This window comes from Kluyvera georgiana ATCC 51603, from assembly GCF_001654985.1.
In the GTDB taxonomy this organism is placed as follows: Bacteria; Pseudomonadota; Gammaproteobacteria; order Enterobacterales; family Enterobacteriaceae; genus Kluyvera; species Kluyvera georgiana.
On the sequence record NZ_LXEU01000038.1, the window covers coordinates 52,845 to 76,037 of the forward strand.

Here is a 23,193-nt window from a genome sequence, read left to right on the forward strand (position 1 = left end):
TGCAGCATTTGTTCACCATTATTTTCTGGCAGATGCCGCGTTCTACGCGCTATGATGGGCCATTCCGCTTCGCAACCGTTTGGTGCGAAGCGGTTGTCTATCATAATGTGCATAAATAACCGCCAGAATACTCACCATGCAGAAATTTCGCGTTTCCCTGCTCAGCCTCGCTCTCGTGCTGGCTGTGCCTTTTGCGCCTCAGGCGAGTGCTAAAACCGCCGTCTCCGCCGTGGCCTCGCAGCCGGAAATTGCTTCCGGTAGCGCGATGATTGTCGACCTTGAAACGAACAAAGTGATTTATGCCAACCAGCCGGATCTGGTGCGCCCGATGGCTTCCATCACCAAGCTGATGACGGCGATGGTGGTGCTGGACGCGCATTTACCGCTCGATGAAATGCTGGCCGTGGATATCAGCCACACGCCGGAGATGAAGGGCATTTATTCCCGTGTGCGTCTGAACAGCCAGATCAGTCGTAAAAACATGCTGCTGCTGGCGCTGATGTCATCCGAGAACCGCGCGGCGGCCAGTCTGGCGCACCATTATCCGGGCGGCTATGACGCGTTTATTCGCGCTATGAACGCCAAAGCCAAATCGTTGGGGATGACCCGCACCCGCTACGTCGAGCCAACGGGGCTGTCGATTCATAACGTGTCGACCGCACGCGATCTGACTAAACTGCTGATTGCCACCAAACAGTATCCGCTGATTGGCCAACTGAGCACGACTAAAGAGGACACGGCGACCTTCGCCCATCCGGCGTATACGCTGCCGTTCCGCAACACTAACCATCTGGTATACCGCGATAACTGGAGCATTCAGTTGACCAAAACCGGTTTTACCAACGCGGCCGGTCACTGCCTGGTGATGCGCACCGTGATGAACAAACGTCCGGTGGCGATGGTGGTCATGGATGCGTTCGGTAAATATACCCACTTCGCCGACGCCAGCCGTCTGCGTACCTGGGTTGAAACCGGAAAAGTGATGCCGGTTCCTGCCGCGGCGCTGAGCTATAAAAAGCAGAAAGAGGCCCAGGTGGAAGGCAATATTGCGAAAGCCCAGCTTAGCGGGCAAACCACCCAGGACGATTAAACGTTCTTTATTCCGGCAGCGTCCAGTCACCGTCGTTGAGTGGGCGCTGCATAATCACCGTATCCCGCCAGTCACCCATCTTGTAGCCGACGCTGCGCAACTGACCCGCCACTTCGAAGCCGTGTTTTTTATGCAGTCGCAGCGAAGCGGTGTTGTTATTTCCGTCGCCAATTACCGCTAGCATCTGCCGCCATGGCCCTTGTTCGCATACGGCGATTAATGCCGTCAGCAGGCGGCTGCCGATACCGTGGGCGGTCATTGTGGTGTCGATATAGATAGATTCTTCCAGCGTATAGCGATAGGCCGGGCGAGGGCGATAAGGGCTGGCATAGCAGTAGCCGACGATAACCCCACGATACAGTGCCACCAGCCACGGCAATCCTTGTTGCTGAATGGTGTTCATGCGTTGCTGCATTTCATCAATGGAAGGCGGCACCTCTTCAAATGAGGCGCGGCCATTAAGTACGTGCCAGGCATACAGCGCGGCAATGGCTTGTACATCGTCAGCCTGCGCGTCACGAATTTCAATATCGGCGTCACGGGTGACATCAAGCGTAGACATGCTTGAATTCCTTATGGTTTCCATCGTTAATCTGGCTCGCAGTCGGCCGGATGGCGCTACGCTTATCCGGCCGACAACGAATTTCCCAACGTCATATCACGCGTCGGTTTTCTCGCCCCAGTATTTGAGCTTACTGGTTTTACCGATCCCCGGATTCATGCTGTTGGTCGGGTCGTTTTCCCGGTAGTGGCGTTTGAGGTTTTCATCGGCTTCATACAGATGCCCGACGTTATGTTCCGCCGGATACTGGGCTCCACGTTCGCGCAGCAGCGCCAGCATCTGCTCTTTAAGTTCGTGAGCATCGACGCCTTTTTTCACGATGTAGTCCTGGTGGAAAACGTGGCACATAAAGTGGCCGTAGTAGAGCTTATGCACCAGTTTACTGTCGATTTCCGGCGGCAGATGCTCGAACCATTCGGTGTCGTTGCGGCGTAGCGCAATGTCCAGCGCCAGAATATCCTCCACTTCATCCGCGTGTACCGCCTGATAACGGATAGCCGCACCTGCCGCCGCGAAGCGGTGCAGGAACGCTTTGCTGCCTTCTTCCGGCGTACAGACAAAGAAGTCGCCTTCCGCCTGCTTGAAGTACTCCACCAGCCAGGCTTTGGCTTCGTCAATGCCGTCGCCGGACATTTTCAGCAACAGGTGGTGCTCATACTTATCGCGCCACGTTTTCATCCGTTCCGGCAGATGCGCCGGGAAAGCGTGGCCTAGCTTCTGCATAAAGCGGTCGGTGAAGTGCGGCTTGAATAGCGACACTTTTTCCAGCATCGCGTCGGCGCGGCCCTTCATGGTGAAGAAGAACGGCATTTTGTCGGTGCCGAGTTTATCGATCATCAGGAAAGTGTCTTTACCGTACTGCTCGGCGATATCGTAAATATCGCGGTGCATATACTCGCCCGCCACCGGCAGGTTGTTAAATTCGGCCAGAATATGGCGGCGAATTTCCGTCAGCACGTCCGGCTGGTTGGTGCCGATGTAGAACACCTGCTGACGTTTTTCTGCCGGGAAGGTGTCGAGACGCGCGGCGAATACCGCCAGCTTGCCCGCGCAGCCAGAAGATTCAAACAGACGCTCCGGGTCGGCGTTGTAGCGCGCCGGGGTATCGGCGTTGACGTCGCGTACGCGGTTGACGTAGTCGTGATCGTGAGCGTGACGGCCATCGTGACGCACATCGCTGTCCTTCACGCGATCGTCATCCAGTTTGCTGAGGATCTGCTCCGGGGTTTCACCCAGATCGATGCCCAGATGGTTAACCAGCGTCAGCTTGCCGTTTTCATCAATGCGCGCAAACAGCGACATCTCGGTGTACGCCGGGCCGCGCTGCACCAGCGAACCGCCGGAGTTATTGCAGATCCCGCCGATCACCGACGCGCCAATGCAGGAGGAGCCAATCACTGAATGCGGCTCGCGGCCCAGCGGCTTGAGCGCTTTTTCCAGTGAATACAGCGTGGTACCCGGCCAGGCCAGCACCTGCTCGCCTTTATCCAGCAGATGCAGTTTATCGAGGCGCAGGGTGCTAATAATGACGATATCGCGGTCGTAGTCGTTACCGCTGGGCGTTGAGCCTTCGGTCAGGCCGGTATTGGCGGCCTGCATCAGAATAATTTTGTCCGCATTGACGCAGGCGTTTAGCACGCGCCATAGTTCCAACAGCGAGCCGGGGAACACCACGGCTAGCGCATCGCCGTGCCCGGAACGGAAGCCTTTACGGTAGCGGGCGGTTTTGGCCGGGTCGGTGAGCAGGTGAGCGTGACCAACCAGGCGCGAGAGTTCGTTAATCAGCGCGTTATTATCATTTGTAGTTTGAGAAGCCATTCTCCACTCCTTGTGGTGGGACAAATTGTCGTCTCTAAGAATAGCGCTTTGTATGATCATTGTGGGAGTGAATGTTTCTAAAAATCAGAGAATAACCTTAGCTTTCTATTCCGCGCTCCTTTACCTTTATGGCAAACTGCGGCTTTTCATCGACTCTCAGCCGCTCTCCCCGGCATGGATACAAGAGACTACAAAAATATGAAATGGCTATTTTCTGTTGGCGTCGCCGTGAGCCTGGCGCTGCAACCCGCTCTGGCGGAGGATTTGTTCGGTAACCATCCGCTGACGCCGCAGGCGCGGGATGCGTTCGTGACCGAGCTGCTGAAAAAAATGACGGTCGATGAAAAAATTGGCCAGCTGCGCCTGATTAGCGTCGGGCCGGACAACCCGAAAGAAGCCATTCGCGAGATGATCAAAGACGGTCAGGTCGGCGCGATTTTCAATACCGTGACCCGCCAGGATATCCGTGCGATGCAGGATCAGGTGATGTCCCTCAGCCGCCTGAAAATTCCGCTGTTCTTTGCCTACGACGTGGTACACGGCCAGCGTACCGTATTCCCGATTAGCCTTGGCCTTGCCTCTACCTTCAACCTCGACGCGGTGAAAACCGTGGGCCGCGTGTCGGCCTATGAAGCAGCGGATGACGGCTTGAATATGACCTGGGCACCGATGGTGGACGTCTCGCGCGATCCGCGCTGGGGCCGCGCTTCCGAAGGGTTTGGTGAAGACACTTATTTAACCGCCGTGATGGGTGAAAACATGGTGGAAGCGATGCAGGGGAAAAGCCCGGCGGATCGCTACTCGGTGATGACCAGCGTCAAACACTTCGCCGCCTATGGTGCGGTGGAAGGGGGGAAAGAGTACAACACCGTCGATATGAGCCCGCAGCGTCTGTTCAACGACTATATGCCGCCGTACAAAGCGGGGCTGGATGCGGGCAGCGGCGCGGTGATGATCGGCCTGAACTCGCTGAACGGCACCCCGGCGACGTCCGACACCTGGCTGCTGAAAGACGTGCTGCGCAACCAGTGGGGCTTCAAAGGGATCACCGTCTCCGACCACGGGGCGATTAAAGAGCTGATTAAACACGGCGTTGCCGCCGACCCGGAAGATGCCGTACGCGTGGCGTTGAAGGCCGGTATCGATATGAGCATGAGCGATGAATACTACAGCAAGTATCTGCCTGGGCTGGTGAAGTCCGGCAAGGTGACGATGGCTGAACTGGACGACGCTACCCGCCACGTGCTGAACGTCAAATACGATATGGGTCTGTTTAACGATCCGTACAGCCATCTGGGGCCGAAAGCATCCGATCCGCAGGATACGAACGCCGAAAGTCGCCTGCATCGCGCCGAAGCCCGCGAGGTCGCGCGCCAGAGTCTGGTGCTGTTGAAAAACCGTCTTGAAACGCTGCCATTGAAGAAAAATGCCACCGTGGCGGTGGTGGGGCCGTTGGCCGACAGCCAGCGTGACGTGATGGGGAGCTGGTCTGCCGCAGGCGTGGCCGGACAGTCCGTGACCGTACTGACCGGGATTAAAAACGTGATGGGCGGCGAGGGCAAAGTGCTGTACGCCAAAGGCGCGAACGTCACCAATGACAAAGGCATCATCGACTTCCTGAACCTGTACGAAGAGGCGGTGAAGGTTGACCCCCGCTCGCCGCAGGCGATGATTGATGAAGCGGTTGCCGCAGCGAAGCAGTCTGACGTGGTCGTGGCGGTGGTGGGCGAGGCGCAGGGTATGGCGCACGAGGCCTCCAGCCGTACTGAAATCGCTATTCCACAAAGCCAGCAGGACTTGATTGCCGCGCTGAAAGCCACCGGCAAACCGCTGGTCCTGGTGCTGATGAACGGTCGCCCGCTGACGCTGGTGAAAGAGGACCAGCAGGCCGACGCTATTCTGGAAACCTGGTTCGCGGGTACGGAAGGCGGTAACGCCATCGCCGACGTGCTGTTTGGCGACTACAACCCATCCGGTAAGCTGCCGATGTCCTTCCCGCGCTCCGTGGGGCAGATTCCGCAGTATTACAGCCACCTGAACACCGGCCGCCCATACAACGCCGACAAGCCAAACAAGTACACCTCGCGCTACTTTGACGAAGCCAACGGCCCGCTGTATCCGTTCGGCTACGGTCTGAGCTACACCACCTTCTCGGTTTCCGACGTGAAGATGTCCGCACCAACCATGAAGGCTGACGGCAGCGTGACCGCCAGCGTCCAGGTGACCAACACCGGCAAACGTGAAGGGGCGACGGTGATTCAGATGTACCTGCAGGACGTGACCGCGTCGATGAGCCGCCCGGTGAAACAGCTGAAAGGCTTTGAGAAGGTGACGCTGAAACCGGGTGAAACCCAAACCGTCAGCTTCCCGATTGACGTTAATGCGCTGAAGTTCTGGAATCAGCAGATGAAATACGCCGCCGAGCCGGGCAAATTTAACGTGTTTATCGGCGTGGATTCCGCGCGCGTGAAGCAGGGCGAATTCGAGCTGCTGTAAGACAAAGCCGGATGGCGGCTACGCCTTATCCGGCCTACTCGATACGTTGTAGGCCGGATAAGCGCAGCGCCATCCGGCACGGGTGAGGGGGAGCAATCCCCCAATCCTGACTCCTGTATCGCTTCGTGATCTTCATCGCAATTTATCCACCATCCCACCCTGTTCTGCGCCAAACCACCGCTTTTCTCCCGCCAAACGCCACCAATATGTGACCCTCGTCACCCATCAAATCCCACCGCCTCGCCATTTTGTGCGCTTGCTCAAAAGCGATGACCGGGGGCCATAACAGGCGTGATGCCATTCACTAATACGTAAAAAAGCCCGTATCTGCCCGGCGAGAGAATCGGCGCAAGCGCGTTAAATGCAGCTATCTCAACATTCGCAGGTAGCCACATGAAGATTTCACTGCATAACACCTCCCTCGACCGCAGCGGCAAAACGCCGCTGACCGCACAGCTGCAGCAGCTGATTGACGAAATTGACCGCGCAGGCGGCGGCACGCTGGTGGTGTCGGCGGGCGACTGGATGACCGGCACGCTGATTCTACCGTCAAACTTTACCCTGCATCTGGAGGCCGGCGCGCGTTTGCTGGCCAGCCCGAACGCTGAGGATTATCCGGCGGAGTTGACGCAAACCGTTGCTGAACTCTCCCGTATGGCGCTGATTTATGCGCGCAACGCTCATCACATTACGCTCAGCGGCGAAGGCTGTCTGGCGGGGGGCGCGAGCGCCTGGTTCGCGGAGCGCGCCGATGAGCAGGGTTATCGCCAGCCGAAAACCATGCGCCCGCGCATGCTGGTGCTGGAAGGCTGCCAGCAGGTGCGCATTCGTGATATCACCATCAGCGATTCGCCGATGTGGACCGCGCATCTGGTGAGCTGCAATCAGGTATTCATCCAAAATCTGACCATCGATAACGATTTGGCGCTGTCCAACACCGATGCGCTGGATATCGACAGCTGCCAGCATGTGCACATTAGCGATAGCTACTTCAGCGCTGCCGATGATGGCATCTGTATCAAAACGACCCGCAAGCCGCAGGAACTCCAGCAGGCGACCCGTCACGTGGTGGTGAGTAATTGCCTGATCCGCTCGAAAAGTTGCGCCATCAAAATCGGCACCGAAACCTTCGCCGATATCAGCCATATCGCGGTGCACAACTGCTCAATCTTTGAGTCCAATCGCGGCATCGGCCTGGTCTCCCGCGACGGCGGCCAGTTCAGCCAGATGATTTTCAGCAACATTCTGTTCGATTGCCGCCACGGTCACCCGTGCCACTGGGGAAAAGCCGATCCGGTCTTTATCTCGGTGCGCCATCGTGACCCGCAGGTTGAGCCGGGCAAGGTCGAAGACATCACCTTTAGCCAGCTCTCCGGCGTGAGCGAAGGAGCCATCAACCTGCACGCTGAAACGCCGGGCGATATTCGTCACGTTACCTTCAACGGGCTGTCGTTACAGCAGCTCTCCGCCTCCTCTGACGAGCAGGGCTGCTATGACATTCGCCCACCGTGTAACCCGGCGAGCCCAACCGGCATGGGGCTTGATAACGCCTACCGCGTAAATCCGCAAACCGGCCGCGCCTGGGGTGTCGATGCCTATCCTGGCGGCCTACCGGCATTCTACGCCAACGGTGTGCAAGATCTGACGCTCAACGATCTGCGCATTCGTCGCCCGATGCCGCTGCCGCAGGGATGGAACATCAACGCCATCGTGCAGGAAAACGCCGACGCCTGAAGCTATTTGATGACGGCGCGGCTTTCGCCTCGCCGTTCTGTACTGTTCAAGGGGATGGAAAATGATAAAAAAAGTGCGGGAGATAAAACTCCACAACTACATCTGCTTCGGTCTTGCGGATGTGATCGGTTCAGGTGCGTTTACTCTGGTGAGCGCCTGGCTGCTGTTCTTCCTGACTACCTTCTGCGGCCTGACGCCCATTGAGGCAGGCTCGCTGTTTGCGGTGGCGCGTATCGTCGACGTTATCATGTGCCCGTGCATGGGGTACATTTCCGATAACTTCCACAAAACGCGCCTTGGCCGTCGTTTTGGTCGCCGCCGCTTCTTTCTGCTGCTGAGCATTCCGCTAGTGGCGGTCTACAGCCTGCTGTGGGTTCAGGGGTTCAACTACTGGATCTACCTGCTTGCGTATATCTTGTTTGAAATCGTCTACTCGATGATTATGATCCCGTACGACACGCTGTCGGCGGAGATGACCTCCGACTTTACCAAACGCTCGAAGCTGACCAGCGCGCGTATGTACATTGCCCAGTTCGCCGGCTTCACCGCCGCGTTCCTGCCGGGCCGCCTGCTGGCTTACTTTGGTTCTGACTCCTCCATCTCCTTCTTCTACGCCGGGGCGATTTTCACCGTCGCCTTCATGGTGGTGCTGTTCTTCGTCTACTTCGGCACCTGGGAGCGTTCACTTGAAGAGATTGAGCAGAGCGAGCGCAACGTTGAGCATCAAGAGAAGCAGCCGCTGGCAAAACGCCTGTTCGATATTTACTACGATTTTGTCTCTACGCTGAAGATCAAAACCTTCCGCTCCCACCTCGGCATGTACCTTGGCGGTTCAGTCGCGCAGGATATCTTCAACTCCGTCTTTACCTACTTTGTGGTCTTTGCGCTGGCGACCTCGTCAGTGGTGGCCAGTAACCTGTTGAGCGTGATTAACGGTCTGCAGTTCTTCGGCGTCGGCGTGGCGACCTGGCTGACGCTGCGTTACTCCCCGTCCCGGGCGTTTGCTACCCAGGCACTGATGGCACTGGTGGCCTTTGTGCTGTTTGCGCTGACCTACGTCTATGGCTCCACCAGCATGTCGCTGCTGTATCTGGCTGCGGGCGTGGCGGGGCTGGCGCGCGGCGGTATCTACTCCATTCCGTGGAACAACTACACCTTCGTGGCCGACGTGGATGAGATTCTGACCTGCAACCGTCGTGAAGGGATCTTCGCGGGCTTTATGAGCCTGCTGCGTAAAGCCTCCCAGGCATTCTCCATCTTCCTGGTGGGCGTCGCGCTGCAAATGTCCGGCTTTATTACCGGGCACAGCAGCCAGCCGCAGTCGGCGATCAATATGATCCTCGCCATCATGATTGTGCTGCCGGTGGTCCTCACCCTGTGGGGTATCTGGTCCGCCTTCCAGTTCAAGGTGAACAGCCGTACCCACGCGGTGCTGAACGACGAAGTGGCGCGCCTGAAGCAAGGCGGCAGCAAAGCCACGGTCACCGCCGACACCAAAGCGGTGATCGAAAGCCTGACCGGGATGCCGTATGACCAGTGCTGGGGCGATAACACCGTTGGGCACGTCAACCGCAGCCTGTTGAAAGCAAAACAGCAGCAGTTAGAACAATTGCATAACGCGTAACCGTTTGAAAATAAATCATGTAACCCGGGCGAGCGCAGCGACCCCGGGTTTTTGTGGATAACGTAAATGACCGATCAAAGTTTATATATTCAACAGGGTATCTGGGCGCGTCTGGGCCTGCCGCGCGAGCTGGTGTGGGGATTTGTCGGCGTCTTCCTGTTTATTACCGGCGCCACCATTGAACAAAGCTGGCTGGCCTCACTGCTACAACAGCGCGGCCTCGATGCGGTGCACATCAGCCTGCTGTCTTCGGTCTTTGGCCTGTGCGTGGCGGCGATCTCCTGGTTTTCCGGAATAGGCGCGGGCGTGCTGGGCGTACGTCGCCTGATGTGGCTGGCGACGATTCTCTATTTTGTCGGTTCGGTGCCGTTTATCTTTGTCGCGCTGCCTGATAGCAACTATCCGCTGATGATGGTGAGCTACGCGGTACGCGGCATGGCTTATCCGCTATTTGCCTATTCGTTCCTGGTGTGGATCAACCAGCGCTGTGAAAGCCGCATTCTGGGGCGCGCCGTTTCCTGGTTCTGGATTGCCTTCGGCGTCGGCATGACCATCGTCGGGCCATGGTTCTCGGGCTTTATGATCCCACGGCTGGGAGAGACGACCACGCTGCTGTCCGGCTTTATTTTCGTGCTGGCGGGCTGCGGCTGTGCGTTGATCCTCAACCGCGATAAGCCACAATGGCAGCAGGGGCAGGCGGTAGGCCAGGCGCTGGCGGAAGGCCTCATTGTGCTGGTACGTGAGCCGAAAATGCGTATCGCCGTGGTGGTGAAAAGCATCAATGATATCGGCAAGTTCTCGCTGGTGATCCTGATGCCGGTGTATCTGCCGCGCTTTGGCTTCAGCATTGAAGAGTGGCTGACCATCTGGGGATTGGTGAACGTGATCAATATCTTCGCCAACTACTTTTTCGGCTGGTTGGGCGACACCATCGGCTGGCGCAATACGGTGGTGTGGTTTGCCGGCACGCTGTGCGGGCTGGCGGCGTTGGCGGTCTGCTACGCGCCGGTACTGTTTGGCCACAGCAGCGCAGCGCTGATTGCCGCGCTGGCGATCTATGCCATCGGCCTTGGCGCGTTTGGCCCGTTGAGCGCGCTTATCCCTTCGCTGCTGCCGGAAAACAAAGGCGCGGCGATCTCCTGCCTCAATCTCGGATCGGGCCTCAGCAACTTCGTAGGGCCGTTTATCGTCACCCTGTGTGTGAATCCGCTGGGCGTTGAAGGCACATTGTGGGTGATTGCGCTGCTGTATTTCGCCGCCAGTTTGCTGACGATCCCGTTAAAAATGCCGGAACAGGGCTGAATTCTCCATTTTCGTCTACGCTTTTTGCTTAAGCGCCTGTTAATTGAGCGCAAAATAAGAGGAAAGCGTATGACGATTGCAAGGGGATGGACGCTGGCATTGCTGGCCGCGGTGAGCCTACCGTCACTGGCCGCCGAGCCGGTAAAAGTAGGATCAAAAATTGACACCGAAGGGGCACTGCTCGGGAATTTGATTTTGCAGGTGCTGGAAAGCCACGGCGTCAGCACCGTCAATAAAGTTCAGCTGGGCACCACGCCGGTGGTGCGCGGGGCGATTACTTCCGGCGCGCTGGATATCTACCCGGAATACACCGGTAACGGCGCTTTCTTCTTCAAAGATGAAAACGACCCGGCGTGGAAAAACGCCAAAGCGGGCTATGACAAGGTGAAAGCGCTGGACGCGCAGAAAAATCATCTGGTCTGGCTGACGCCCGCGCCCGCGAATAACACCTGGACGCTCGCCGTGCGTAAAGACGTCGCCGAAAAAAATAAGCTGACCTCGCTTGCCGATCTGAGCCGCTATCTCAAGGATGGCGGCACCGTCAAGCTGGCGGCCTCGGCGGAATTTATCGAACGCCCGGACGCGCTGCCTGCCTTCGAAAAAGCCTACGATTTTAAACTCTCTCAGGATCAGCTGCTGTCGCTGGCCGGTGGCGACACGGCGGTGACCATCAAAGCGGCCGCGCAGCAAACTTCCGGCGTGAACGCGGCGATGGCCTATGGTACCGACGGCCCCGTGGCGGCGCTAGGGCTGCAAACCCTCAGCGACCCGAAAGGCGTGCAGCCTATCTACGCGCCCACGCCGGTGGTACGCGAAGCGGTGCTGAAAGCCTATCCGGATATTGAAAAATGGTTGCAGCCGGTCTTTGCCAGCCTGGATGAGAAAACGCTGCAAACGCTGAACGCCAGAATTGCGGTAGAAGGGCTGGATGCAAAAAGCGTGGCGGCAGGCTACCTGAAAGAAAAAGGGTGGGTGAAGTAACCGATTATATCCATGACTCGTTGTTCTAACCGCGTGGTGGCGCTGCTGGCACTGATGCTGCTGGCCGCCAGCGCGCTGCCGTTCGCCAATTTTGCCCCGAACCGGCTGGTTTCGGGCAATGGCCTGTGGTTATGGCAAATTTGGTCATTTTCGCCGCTGGCGCTGCTGGTGGTACCGGCGGCGTTGTGGATTTTATGCTGGCTGCCCGGACGCTTTCCTGGCCTGCTTATTCTGCTGCTGGCGCAGGCGGGCTTCACGCTATTGCTGTGGGCGGCGGGTGAAGCCGCCAACCAGCTTGCGGCAAGCGCCAGCCCGCTGGCGCGTACCTCGCCCGGCAGCGGACTATGGCTGTGGTTACTGCTGATGCTGCTTATCGCCAACGATGCGATTCGCCGTCTCACGGCACGCGCGGCGTGGCGATGGCTGCTTAACGCTCAACTGTGGCTGCTGCCGTGTTGGCTGATGGTGAGCGGGGCGCTTGATGGGCTATCGCTACTCAAAGAATATGCCAACCGCCAGGATACCTTCAATGACGCGCTGTACCAGCATCTGACTCTATTGTGGGGTACGCTGCTGCCCGCGCTGCTGATTGGCGTCCCGCTGGGGATGGCGTGCTGGCGTCATCCGCGACGGCAGTCGAGCGTCTTCACGGCGCTGAACATTATTCAAACCATTCCTTCTGTCGCGCTGTTTGGCGTGCTGATTGCGCCGCTGGCCGGGTTGGCGCAGCGCTTTCCCTGGTTGGCTTCGTTTGGCGTGGCCGGCACCGGCCTGGCGCCCGCGCTGATTGCGCTGGTGCTCTACGCGCTGTTGCCGCTGGTGCGCGGCGTGGTCGCCGGGATGCAGCAGGTGTCGCCACAGGTGCTGGAAAGCGCGGCGGCGATGGGCATGGGCCGTGGTCAAATTTTCCTGCGCGTGCAGCTACCGCTGGCGCTGCCCGTGCTGCTACGCAGCCTGCGGGTGGTGGTGGTGCAGACCGTGGGGATGGCGGTGGTCGCCGCGCTGATTGGCGCAGGTGGTTTTGGCGCGCTGGTGTTTCAGGGGCTGCTCAGCAGCGCGCTGGATCTGGTGCTACTGGGCGTGATCCCGGTGATTGCGCTGGCGGTAACCCTGGATGCGCTGCTGAGTCTGGCCGCCGCCTTATTACAAGGAGAAGCCGGTGATTGAATTTTCACAGGTCAATAAAACATTCGGCGGTCATCCGGCGGTGAAGAACCTTTCACTGCGCCTTGAGGAAGGCGCGTTCTCGGTGCTGATCGGCACTTCCGGCTCGGGAAAATCGACCACGCTGAAGATGATTAATCGACTGGTGGAGCCGGACTGCGGGATGATTCGCTTCGCCGGACAGGATATCCGCGAGCAGCCGCTGCTGGCGCTGCGCCGACGGATGGGGTACGCCATTCAATCGATTGGCCTGTTTCCGCACTGGACGGTCGCGCAGAACATTGCCACCGTACCGCAACTGCTGAAATGGCCGAAGGCCAGAATGAACGCGCGTATCGACGAACTGATGGCCCTGCTCGGGCTGGAAGCCACGCTGCGTGGGCGCTACCCGCATCAGCTTTCCGGCGGCCAGCAGCAGCGCGTCGGCGTGGCGCGGGCGCTGGCGGGCGATCCCGACGTTTTGCTGATGGATGAACCTTTCGGCGCGCTGGACCCGGTTACCCGTAGCGCATTGCAGCAGGAGATGCGCCGCATTCACCGGCTGCTGGGGCGTACCATCGTGCTGGTGACGCATGATATTGATGAAGCGCTGCGTCTGGCGGATAACCTGATCCTCCTCGACGGCGGTGAAGTGGTGCAGCAGGGCTCGCCGCTGCATATGCTCAGCGCGCCGGGCAATGAGTTTGTCCGCACCTTTTTTGGTCGCAGCGAGCTGGGTGTACGCCTGCTGTCGTTACGCCAGGTGGCCGACTACGTGCGCCACGGTGAACGCGTTGCAGGAGAAGCGATAGCCGATTCGTTATCGTTGCGCGATGCGCTGTCGGGGTTTATGGCCCAGCGGCGTACGGTGTTGCCTGTGGTCAACGAGAAAGGCGTGGCATACGGGGCGCTGCATTTTGCCGACCTGCTGCGTGAGGAGCCCGCCGATGCGCATCCTTCGTGATCCGCTGCTATGGCTGCTGGCACTGTTTATCGCGCTGCTGATTGGCCTGCCGTACAGCGAGCCGCTGTTTCACACGCTTTTTCCGGAACAGCCGCGCCCGCTGTATCAGCAGGCGGGGTTTCTTGCGCTGACGCTGGCGCACGGCAAGCTGGTGGTTATCTCCAGCCTGGCGGCGATTGTGATTGGCGTTGGCGCGGGCGTGCTGGTGACGCGTCCGGCGGGGCGCGAGTTTCGTCCGCTGGTGGAAACGCTGGCGGCGATGGGGCAAACCTTTCCGCCCGTGGCGGTTCTGGCGCTGGCGGTGCCGGTGATGGGCTTTGGTGAACAGCCGGCGATTGTCGCGCTGATTCTCTACGGTATTCTGCCGGTGCTGCAAGGCACGCTGGCCGGATTGGTGTCGGTACCCGTCGGGGCGCTGAGCGTGGCGGAAGGAATGGGCATGACGGGGGGGCAGCGGCTATGGAAAGTCGAGCTGCCGTTGGCGGCACCGGTGATCGTGGCGGGTATCCGCACGTCGGTTATCGTCAATATTGGCACGGCGACGATTGCGTCGACGGTGGGGGCCAATACGCTGGGCACGCCAATTATCATCGGCCTGAGTGGATTCAATACGGCCTATGTAGTGCATGGGGCGATTCTGGTGGCGCTGGCGGCGATTATCGTCGACCGCGTCTTTGAGCGCCTAAGCCTAAGGCTCAGCCGACACCGCCGCGCACAATAAACGAGTAGCCGGCGAGCATCACGCCACCGATACCGCTGATAGCCATCAGGGCAAAAAGGACGATCGCGGCGAATTTAGCTGACTTCATTGTGTACTCCTTTTGTTAACCAAAAGATTATACCGCGAAGCTCAGCTGTTAACGAACGATTAATTAGCAGGAAGTGCGAAGGCCACGCCATCCTCTTGCCAGCGTGCGAGCTGCTGCAGCTGTTGGGCGCCAGGGGCGGCGCCGCACCAGATCAGCAGCGTCTGGCCAGGGAACAGCTCCGGCTGAATCTGGGTGAGCGGGTGGGCCAGTACGTCGACGCGCCATCCCTGTTCACAAGCCACCCAGCCCTCCAGCCACAGCCGGGTGATATCGGTGACGTTCCAGCCGACCACCAGCGCGTGCGGCCCGGATTTACGTCGGGCAGAAGCGAGGCTGAGCGCAATATCGTTAATCAGTACGCCATCCAGCAGGCCAAGTAGAGTCGGCAGCGCCACCTGTGCGCTTTGCAGCCGCTGACGCAATGGGATGAAAAGATTATCGACCAGGGTTCGGGCGCTATGGCTGCGACGCAGCTCTTTCACCCATTGCCGCAGATGGGTGAGGTTGCCGCTACGCAGGTCGCGTAGCGCAGCCTCCTGCTGTTCCTGCCAGCCATCATTTGGCTCACTCAGCAGGTTTTTGACTTTACTGACCTGAACACCGTTTTCTATCCAACGCTGGATTTCGCGAATGCGGTCAATATCGGCATCGTTAAACAGGCGGTGCCCGCCGTCGCTGCGCTGCGGTTTTAACAGCGCGTAGCGACGCTGCCAGGCACGCAGCGTTACCGGGTTGATATCACAGAGCTGAGCCACTTCGCCAATCGTGTAAAGCGCCATCTTGTCCTCCGGGTATGCGGTCCCCCATTTAACTTTAGACGGGGTTTGCCGTCGCGGCCTGTTGCGGTTGTTTTTTATTCATTTCGTTCCCGGACGGAATGGGTAAAATGTGATCGGTAGCATTTTTTGCACTTTTTTTGCCATGTTTCAAAGAAAGTTATGCCGACTAAGTGTATGTTACGCAGTTTTATTTCTGCTGTGGTGTTGGGGTATGTACGAGTTTAATCTGGTGTTGCTGCTGCTTCAGCAGATGTGCGTTTTTCTGGTCATCGCCTGGCTGATGAGCAAGACGCGGCTGTTTATTCCCCTGATGCAGGTCACCGTGCGTCTGCCGCACAAGCTGTTGTGCTACGTCACCTTCTCCATTTTTTGTATCCTCGGCACCTATTTTGGTCTGCATATTGAAGACTCTATCGCCAACACCCGCGCCATTGGCGCCGTGATGGGCGGCCTGCTGGGTGGCCCGGTGGTTGGTGGGCTGGTCGGCCTGACCGGCGGGCTGCACCGCTACTCAATGGGCGGGATGACCGCGCTCAGCTGTATGATCTCCACCATGGTGGAAGGGCTGCTGGGCGGCCTGGTGCACAGCATCCTGATTCGCCGTGGCCGGCCGGATAAGGTCTTCAGTCCGTGGACGGCGGGGGCCATTACCTTTGTCGCCGAGCTGGTGCAGATGCTGATTATTCTGCTGATTGCGCGCCCGTTTGAAGACGCGCTGCATCTGGTGCAAAGCATCGCCGCGCCGATGATGGTGACCAACACGGTCGGCGCGGCCCTGTTTATGCGCATCCTGCTGGATAAGCGGGCGATGTTTGAGAAATATACCTCGGCGTTTTCGGCCACCGCCCTGAAGCTCGCCGCCTCGACCGAGGGGATTTTGCGCAAAGGCTTTAACGAGGAAAACAGCATGAAGGTGGCGCAGGTGCTGATTCAGGAGCTGGACATCGGCGCGGTGGCGATCACCGACCGGGAAAAATTGCTCGCCTTTACCGGCATTGGCGAAGACCACCATCTGCCGGGCAAGCCGATCTCTTCGCGCTATACGCAGAAAACCATTGAGACCGGCGAGGTGGTGTACGCCGATGGCAACGAAGTGCCGTACCGCTGTTCCATTCACCCCAACTGCAAACTGGGTTCGACGCTGGTGATCCCGCTGCGCGGCGAAAACCAGCGGGTCATCGGCACCATTAAGCTGTACGAAGCTAAAAACCGGCTGTTCAGCTCGATCAACCGCACGCTCGGAGAAGGTATCGCGCAGCTGCTGTCGGCGCAGATTCTGGCCGGGCAGTACGAGCGGCAAAAAGCGCTGCTGACGCAGTCGGAAATCAAGCTGCTGCACGCGCAGGTGAACCCGCATTTTCTGTTTAACGCGCTGAATACGCTGAAAGCGGTGATTCGCCGCGATAGCGAGCAGGCCAGCCAGCTGGTGCAGTATCTGTCGACCTTTTTCCGCAAGAACCTCAAGCGCCCGTCGGAAATTGTCACTCTGGCCGATGAAATTGAACACGTGAACGCCTATCTGCAAATCGAGAAGGCGCGTTTTCAGTCGCGCCTGCAGGTGCATCTGGAGATACCCGATGCCCTGTCAAACCAGCAGCTTCCGGCATTTACTCTGCAACCTATCGTGGAGAACGCCATTAAACACGGCACCTCGCAGTTGATGGACGTCGGCGAAATTACGCTACGCGCCAGCCAGCAGGGGCAGCATCTGCTGCTCGAGATTGAAGATAACGCCGGTTTGTATCAGCCCAATGCGCCATCCAGCGGGTTGGGTATGAGCCTGGTGGATAAGCGTCTCAAGATGCGCTTTGGCGAGGATTGCGGTATCTCGGTTGCCTGCGAAGCGGACCGTTTCACCCGTGTTACCCTGCGGTTACCTCTGGAGGAGAACGCATGATTAAAGTGCTGATTGTCGATGATGAACCGCTGGCGCGTGAGAACCTGCGCGTGCTGCTGCAAACCCAGACGGACCTGGAGATTGTCGGCGAGTGCGCCAACGCGGTGGAGGCTATCGGTGCGGTGCACCGGCTGCGTCCGGACGTGCTGTTTCTGGACATTCAGATGCCGCGCATCAGCGGCCTGGAAATGGTCGGCATGCTTGATCCGGAACATCGCCCATACATCGTGTTTCTGACCGCCTTTGACGAATATGCGGTTAAAGCGTTTGAAGAGCATGCGTTTGATTATCTGCTCAAGCCGATTGAAGAGAAACGCCTGGAAAAAACGCTCGCCCGCCTGCGGCAAGAACGCGCGGCACAGGACGTCTCGGTGCTCAGCGAGGGCCAGCAGGCGCTGAAGTTTATTCCTTGTACCGGGCACAGTCGTATTTATCTGCTGCAAATGGACGATGTCGCGTTTGTCAGCAGCCGGATGAGCGGGGTATATGTCACCAGCGGCGAGGGTAAAGAGGGGTTTACCGAACTGACGCTGCGCACGCTGGAGAGCCGCACGCCGCTCATCCGCTGCCATCGCCAGCATCTGGTGAACATGGCGCATCTGAAAGAAATTCGTCTCGAGGATAACGGCCAGGCTGAACTGCTGCTGCGTAACGGCCAGACCGTGCCGGTGAGCCGCCGCTATTTAAAGAGCCTGAAAGAGGCGCTGGGACTGTAATTCGTGTAGAATCGGTCATCGAATTTTTTCATCATCACCGTCGAAGGCACTATGGTCAGTAACGATATTTTACGCAGCGTCCGCTACATCCTGAAAATGAACAACAACGATCTGGTGCGTATCTTCGCGCTGGGCGAAGCCGCAGTCACCGCTGAACAGCTGGTGCCGTGGCTGCGCAAAGAGGATGAGGAAGGCTTCGTACGTTGCCCGGACATTATGCTGTCGTGCTTCCTGAACGGCCTGATCTACGAAAAACGCGGTCGCGATGAATCCGCCCCGGCGCTGGCGGTGGAACGCCGTATTAACAACAACATCGTGCTGAAAAAGCTGCGCATCGCCTTTGCGCTGAAAACCGATGATATTCTGGCGATCCTGACGCAGCAGCAGTTCCGCGTATCGATGCCGGAAATCACCGCCATGATGCGCGCGCCGGACCACAAAAACTTCCGTGAATGCGGCGACCAGTTCCTGCGCTACTTCCTGCGCGGCCTGGCAATTCGCGAGCACGCGGCGAAATAATCTTGTCTGATTCCCGGCGGCGCTGTGCCGTCGAGGAATGCCGGCTATTTCACCTCGCTAAACGCCTGCTCCCGCAAGAACCTTTCAACATTCGTCATCGTAAGCCAGTCTACCGTACAGTCGGTGATAATCATCCCGATAGAAATATCTTTCAGCGTACAGAGTTGTTGAATGCTGGCTTGCGTAAAGTCGATGGTGAGAAACTCATGTGCGCGGTTATTGAGGAATTTCAGCTTTTGGCTGACTCCGGGCAGTTGCATATAGCTGGCGGAGATTTTATCCATGACGGCCTTTGCCTCCATTCTATTTTTAGCCTGCAGCAGGTCGTATGGCGTTATATCTTCGGCGACTTGTTGCAGAATTACATCATCTTTATAGCGGTAGGTGAGGGTAATATCTAAATCACCGACCTTTCGGCGGAAGGTTTTTGTTTGTGGCGGATGGTTACTGGCGGCAGTTTTCTGGACAAAGCTTTTGGCTATGTCCTCTTTACTGTCACAGGCCGATATATTTGCTACCATCCATGTAGTGACTAACTGCACAATAAACTTCTTTATTACCGGCATATGAATTCCTTTCAATCATCAAAAAAAAGCTTCCACCATGAAGAGCGTTCCACGAGAGAGGCTTTTCAGCCTCTATCAAGACCGCACCCCGAACGCTTTGCCTGCGGGGAGTTTCTCTGTCCTACGATGCTTGTGAGTGCAGATTTAATCGAAGCGACAATATCGTGTTATTTCACTTCTATGGCACCGGAATTTTCCATTTGTTGCTGCATCTTTTTCATGCTAATCCCTGTTCCTTTTGTACCTGTAACGCTAATTCCTGTTGTTTTCGTTAGCATATCAAAATCGAGCTCATCCATATTCATGGTGACGGTTTCTTCAGCATAAGTATCGAAATATACGATTGCATCCTCTACCCCTTTAATTTTTCGGTATTCTTGCTGGAGTGGTATTAAATTTTTTGCGAATGCTTCTTTGTTTTTTCCCGGGGTGTCAGAATAGTACATTCTATTTTTTGATATCTGCTTGAGTACTTTATCGCCCTTATAGATAAACGTGGTGATGATTTCTACCTTATTGATCTTATTTACAAAAACCTTCTTTTTTCGGTGTTATCGCATCCGCAAAGGCAGGTCAGTATCAGGATGATGGCTGCTACCATTGATATAGTATGTTTAGAGTGCATGCTGTGCCAAATAATTGAAAGTTGATTGATATCAGATACTACACTGCGGATATTGCATTCTGAACAGTAAAGGGTAGGAAGGTGAGATTTTCAGAATCCATAAAGAAAAACGCTGCCGAAGCAGCGTTTTTATATGCAGATTATTTCACCTGCTGACCTGGTTTCGCCCCGTCATCCGGGCTTAACAGGAAGATATCTTTACCGCCAGGACCTGCGGCCATCACCATCCCTTCCGAGATGCCGAAACGCATTTTACGCGGCGCCAGGTTGGCCACCATCACGGTCAGACGGCCAATCAGCGGCTGCGGGTCCGGGTATGCGGAGCGGATGCCGGAGAAGACGTTGCGCTTCTCGCCGCCCAGATCCAGCGTTAGACGCAGCAGTTTGTCGGAACCTTCCACGAACTCGGCGTTTTCAATCAGCGCCACGCGCAGGTCAACTTTGGCGAAATCGTCAAAGGTGATGGTTTCCTGGATTGGGTCATCCGCCAGCGGGCCGGTAACCGGCGCTGCGGCGGCTTTCACTTCTTCTTTAGACGCTTCCACCAGCGCTTCCACCTGTTTCATTTCAATACGGTTATACAACGCCTTGAAGGTGTTGATCTTATGACCCACCAGCGGCGCGTCGATCGCATCCCAGCTCAGTTCAGCGTTGAGGAAGGCTTCGGTACGCGCGGCCAGTTCTGGCAGAACCGGCTTCAGCCAGGTCATCAGCACGCGGAACATGTTCAGACCCATGGTGCAGATAGCCTGCAGGTCGGCGTCGCGGCCTTCCTGTTTTGCCACCACCCACGGTGCCTGCTCGTCAACGTAGCGGTTCGCCACATCGGCCAGCGCCATGATTTCACGGATCGCTTTACCGAATTCACGGCTGTCCCACGCTTCGCCGATGCTGGCCGCCGCGTCGGTGAAGGTTTTGTACAGCTCAGGGTCAGCCAGTTCAGCAGACAGCACGCCGTCGAAACGCTTGGCGATAAAGCCGGCGTTACGGGAAGCCAGGTTCACCACCTTGTTGACGATGTCGGCGTTGACGCGCTGGATAAAGTCTTCCAGGTTGAGGTCGATATCGTCGATGCGGGAAGAGAGCTTCGCGGTGTAGTAGTAACGCAGGCTGTCGGCATCGAAATGTTTCAGCCAGGTGCTGGCTTTAATGAAGGTGCCGCGAGATTTGGACATCTTCGCGCCGTTGACCGTCACATAGCCGTGGACGAACAGGTTGGTCGGTTTGCGGAAGTTGCTGCCTTCCAGCATCGCCGGCCAGAACAGGCTGTGGAAGTAGACGATATCTTTACCGATAAAGTGATACAGCTCGGCGTCGGAGTCTTTGCTCCAGTAAGCGTCGAAGCTGGTGGTGTCGCCGCGCTTGTCGCACAGGTTCTTGAAGGAACCCATGTAGCCGATTGGCGCATCCAGCCAGACGTAGAAATATTTGCCCGGCGCGTTCGGGATTTCAAAGCCGAAGTACGGCGCATCGCGGGAGATATCCCACTGCTGCAGGCCGGATTCAAACCATTCCTGCATTTTGTTCGCGACCTGCTCCTGCAGCGCGCCGCTGCGGGTCCACGCCTGCAGCATTTCGCTGAAGGACGGCAGGTCAAAGAAGAAGTGCTCAGACTCGCGCATCACCGGGGTTGCGCCAGAGACTACGGATTTCGGCTCAATAAGCTCGGTCGGGCTGTAGGTTGCGCCGCACACTTCGCAGTTATCGCCGTACTGGTCCGGTGATTTACATTTCGGGCAGGTGCCTTTAACGAAACGGTCCGGCAGGAACATGCCTTTTTCCGGATCGTACAGCTGAGAGATGGTGCGGTTTTTAATAAAACCGTTCTCTTTCAGGCGACCATAAATCAGCTCGGACAGCTCGCGGTTCTCGTCGCTGTGCGTCGAATGGTAGTTGTCATAGCTGATGTTAAAGCCCGCAAAGTCCGTCTGATGCTCCTGACTCATTTCGGCAATCATCTGCTCTGGGGTAATGCCCAGCTGCTGTGCTTTCAGCATGATTGGCGTGCCGTGGGCATCGTCCGCGCAGATGAAGTTAACCTCGTGGCCGCGCATTCGCTGGTAACGGACCCAGACATCAGCCTGGATGTGCTCCAGCATATGGCCGAGGTGGATGGAGCCGTTGGCGTACGGCAGCGCGCACGTTACCAGAATCTTCTTCGCGACTTGAGTCATAGTGGGTATTACTTCTTCTGTTGTAAAAAGGGGTTTTGATATTACCAAAAGGGTAGTGGGTGCGCCATACATGCTTGACCGTAGCTGTGGTAGACTTAGGCGTACTGAAAGCAATTGAAAACAACAAAGGAGTCGGGATGAACGCAGAATCCCAGGCCAAATCACCTGAACGTCTACGTGCGATGGTGGCCGGTACGCTGGCAAACTTCCAGCACCCCACCCTGAAGCACAACTTAACAACGCTGAAAGCGCTGCATCATGTCGCCTGGCTGGACGACACCGTGCACATCGAACTGCAGATGCCGTTTGTCTGGCACAGCGCCTTTGAAGAATTAAAAGAGCAAACCAGCGCTGAATTGCTGCGTGTCACTGGGGCGAAAGCCATCGACTGGAAGCTGTCGCACAGCATCGCTACGCTGAAGCGCGTGAAAAACCAGCCTGGCATCAACGGTGTGAAAAACATTATTGCCGTCAGCTCCGGTAAAGGCGGGGTCGGTAAATCCTCTACCGCCGTCAACCTGGCGCTGGCGCTGGCTGCCGAAGGGGCGAAAGTGGGCATTCTGGATGCCGATATCTACGGCCCATCGATCCCGAATATGCTGGGCGCGGAAAACCAGCGTCCGACGTCTCCAGACGGCACCCATATGGCACCGATTATGGCGCACGGTCTGGCGACCAACTCCATTGGTTATCTGGTGACTGACGACAACGCCATGGTCTGGCGCGGCCCGATGGCCAGTAAAGCGCTGATGCAGATGCTGCAGGAGACCCTGTGGCCCGATCTCGACTATCTGGTTCTCGACATGCCGCCAGGCACCGGTGATATCCAGCTGACGCTGGCGCAGAATATTCCGGTGACCGGGGCCGTCGTCGTCACTACGCCGCAGGATATCGCGCTGATCGACGCCAAAAAAGGCATCGTGATGTTCGAGAAGGTCGAAGTGCCGGTGTTGGGCATTGTGGAAAACATGAGCATGCATATTTGCAGCAACTGCGGCCACCACGAGCCTATCTTCGGTACCGGCGGCGCCGAGAAGCTGGCGGAGAAATACCATACCCAACTGCTGGGCCAGATGCCGCTGCACATCAATCTGCGTGAAGATCTCGATAAAGGTACGCCGACCGTGGTCGCGCGCCCGGACAGCGAGTTCACCGAGATTTATCGCCAGCTTGCGGGCCGTGTGGCCGCGCAGCTCTACTGGCAGGGTGAGGTCATTCCGAGCGAGATTGCATTCCGCGCGGTATAATTCTCCCGTATTTCGTGCGGTACGCCCTGTGCCGCACGAGCTAATATTTATTTATCTGAACATATCCTTATTTATTATCTTACCTCCATTGCATATTTATTTTTATAATAATACCGCACCCATCAAAGGTAATTATTTGGTTATTTT

19 protein-coding genes and 1 pseudogene are annotated in these 23,193 nt (G+C 57.2%); 13 read left to right on the top strand and 7 right to left on the bottom strand.

Features of this window, described 5'->3' with window-relative positions:
- Positions 1-136: 136 nt before the first annotated feature.
- Positions 137-1,090: a D-alanyl-D-alanine endopeptidase gene (pbpG, locus tag M989_RS08240; protein ID WP_064544165.1), complete on the top strand. Its 954-nt coding sequence runs from the start codon at positions 137-139 to the stop codon at positions 1,088-1,090.
- Positions 1,091-1,097: 7 nt separating this feature from the next.
- Here pbpG and M989_RS08245 read toward each other — a convergent pair whose 3' ends face one another.
- Both M989_RS08245 and dld read right to left on the bottom strand, forming a co-directional pair.
- Positions 1,098-1,652: a GNAT family N-acetyltransferase gene (locus M989_RS08245; RefSeq protein WP_064544167.1), complete on the bottom strand. Its 555-nt coding sequence runs from the start codon at positions 1,650-1,652 to the stop codon at positions 1,098-1,100.
- Positions 1,653-1,748: 96 nt separating this feature from the next.
- Positions 1,749-3,470 (bottom strand): D-lactate dehydrogenase, encoded by a 1,722-nt coding sequence (gene dld / locus M989_RS08250; RefSeq protein ID WP_064544169.1) that lies wholly within the window; start codon positions 3,468-3,470, stop codon positions 1,749-1,751.
- A 198-nt stretch (positions 3,471-3,668) separates the two neighbouring features.
- On the opposite strand from dld, the gene bglX reads away from it, so the two are divergent.
- From bglX to M989_RS08290, 8 genes are all read left to right on the top strand, one after another.
- The gene (gene bglX, locus M989_RS08255; RefSeq protein ID WP_074398755.1) at positions 3,669-5,966 is read left to right on the top strand and encodes a beta-glucosidase BglX; all 2,298 of its coding nucleotides are present in this window, start codon (positions 3,669-3,671) and stop codon (positions 5,964-5,966) included.
- 393 nt (positions 5,967-6,359) lie between these two features.
- A complete protein-coding gene (locus tag M989_RS08260) occupies positions 6,360-7,700 on the top strand; it encodes a glycoside hydrolase family 28 protein (protein ID WP_064544171.1) in 1,341 nt (446 codons plus the stop codon).
- Between the two features lie 61 nt (positions 7,701-7,761).
- Positions 7,762-9,324 carry an MFS transporter gene (locus M989_RS08265; RefSeq protein ID WP_064544174.1) on the top strand — a complete coding sequence of 521 codons (1,563 nt, stop codon included), beginning with the start codon at positions 7,762-7,764 and terminating at the stop codon, positions 9,322-9,324.
- Positions 9,325-9,390: 66 nt separating this feature from the next.
- Positions 9,391-10,626, top strand: coding sequence for an MFS transporter (locus M989_RS08270; protein ID WP_064544176.1), 1,236 nt, complete (start codon positions 9,391-9,393; stop codon positions 10,624-10,626).
- Positions 10,627-10,695: 69 nt separating this feature from the next.
- Positions 10,696-11,607 carry a glycine betaine ABC transporter substrate-binding protein OsmF gene (gene osmF / locus M989_RS08275; protein WP_064544178.1) on the top strand — a complete coding sequence of 304 codons (912 nt, stop codon included), beginning with the start codon at positions 10,696-10,698 and terminating at the stop codon, positions 11,605-11,607.
- Positions 11,608-11,619: 12 nt separating this feature from the next.
- Positions 11,620-12,774 carry an ABC transporter permease gene (locus M989_RS08280; protein WP_064544180.1) on the top strand — a complete coding sequence of 385 codons (1,155 nt, stop codon included), beginning with the start codon at positions 11,620-11,622 and terminating at the stop codon, positions 12,772-12,774.
- The gene (locus M989_RS08285; protein ID WP_064544182.1) at positions 12,767-13,714 is read left to right on the top strand and encodes an ABC transporter ATP-binding protein; all 948 of its coding nucleotides are present in this window, start codon (positions 12,767-12,769) and stop codon (positions 13,712-13,714) included. Before M989_RS08280 ends, M989_RS08285 begins: the two co-directional genes overlap by 8 nt.
- Entirely contained in the window at positions 13,698-14,435 is a 738-nt protein-coding gene (locus M989_RS08290; protein WP_064544184.1) for an ABC transporter permease, read from the top strand. The genes M989_RS08285 and M989_RS08290 overlap by 17 nt, the downstream gene beginning before the upstream one ends.
- On the opposite strand, the gene M989_RS24500 is transcribed toward M989_RS08290, so the two are convergent.
- A complete protein-coding gene (locus M989_RS24500) occupies positions 14,410-14,523 on the bottom strand; it encodes a protein YohO (RefSeq protein ID WP_074398756.1) in 114 nt (37 codons plus the stop codon). The two genes, M989_RS08290 and M989_RS24500, sit on opposite strands and share 26 nt — an antisense overlap.
- 59 nt (positions 14,524-14,582) lie before the next feature.
- Positions 14,583-15,302: a MerR family transcriptional regulator gene (locus M989_RS08295; protein ID WP_064544187.1), complete on the bottom strand. Its 720-nt coding sequence runs from the start codon at positions 15,300-15,302 to the stop codon at positions 14,583-14,585.
- Positions 15,303-15,513: 211 nt separating this feature from the next.
- On the opposite strand from M989_RS08295, the gene M989_RS08300 reads away from it, so the two are divergent.
- The 3 genes from M989_RS08300 to M989_RS08310 are packed head-to-tail and all read left to right on the top strand — an operon-like array spanning position 15,514 to position 18,434.
- Positions 15,514-17,199 carry a sensor histidine kinase gene (locus M989_RS08300; protein ID WP_064544189.1) on the top strand — a complete coding sequence of 562 codons (1,686 nt, stop codon included), beginning with the start codon at positions 15,514-15,516 and terminating at the stop codon, positions 17,197-17,199.
- Complete coding sequence (gene btsR, locus M989_RS08305; protein WP_064544191.1) at positions 17,196-17,915, top strand: two-component system response regulator BtsR; 720 nt, start codon at positions 17,196-17,198, stop codon at positions 17,913-17,915. Before M989_RS08300 ends, btsR begins: the two co-directional genes overlap by 4 nt.
- A 51-nt stretch (positions 17,916-17,966) precedes the next feature.
- On the top strand, positions 17,967-18,434 hold the full coding sequence (locus M989_RS08310) for a YehS family protein (RefSeq protein ID WP_064544193.1): 468 nt from the start codon (positions 17,967-17,969) through the stop codon (positions 18,432-18,434).
- A 44-nt stretch (positions 18,435-18,478) separates the two neighbouring features.
- On the opposite strand, the gene M989_RS08315 is transcribed toward M989_RS08310, so the two are convergent.
- The 3 genes and pseudogenes from M989_RS08315 to metG form a co-directional block, all read right to left on the bottom strand.
- On the bottom strand, positions 18,479-19,000 hold the full coding sequence (locus tag M989_RS08315; RefSeq protein WP_064544196.1) for a YehR family lipoprotein: 522 nt from the start codon (positions 18,998-19,000) through the stop codon (positions 18,479-18,481).
- Between the two features lie 167 nt (positions 19,001-19,167).
- Positions 19,168-19,527: pseudogene (locus M989_RS08320) on the bottom strand (DUF1307 domain-containing protein); the annotation flags it as partial.
- A 238-nt stretch (positions 19,528-19,765) separates the two neighbouring features.
- Positions 19,766-21,799, bottom strand: coding sequence for a methionine--tRNA ligase (metG, locus tag M989_RS08325; RefSeq protein WP_064544198.1), 2,034 nt, complete (start codon positions 21,797-21,799; stop codon positions 19,766-19,768).
- Between the two features lie 137 nt (positions 21,800-21,936).
- On the opposite strand from metG, the gene apbC reads away from it, so the two are divergent.
- Positions 21,937-23,046: an iron-sulfur cluster carrier protein ApbC gene (apbC, locus tag M989_RS08330; protein WP_064544201.1), complete on the top strand. Its 1,110-nt coding sequence runs from the start codon at positions 21,937-21,939 to the stop codon at positions 23,044-23,046.
- The last annotated feature ends 147 nt before the right edge of the window (positions 23,047-23,193 follow it).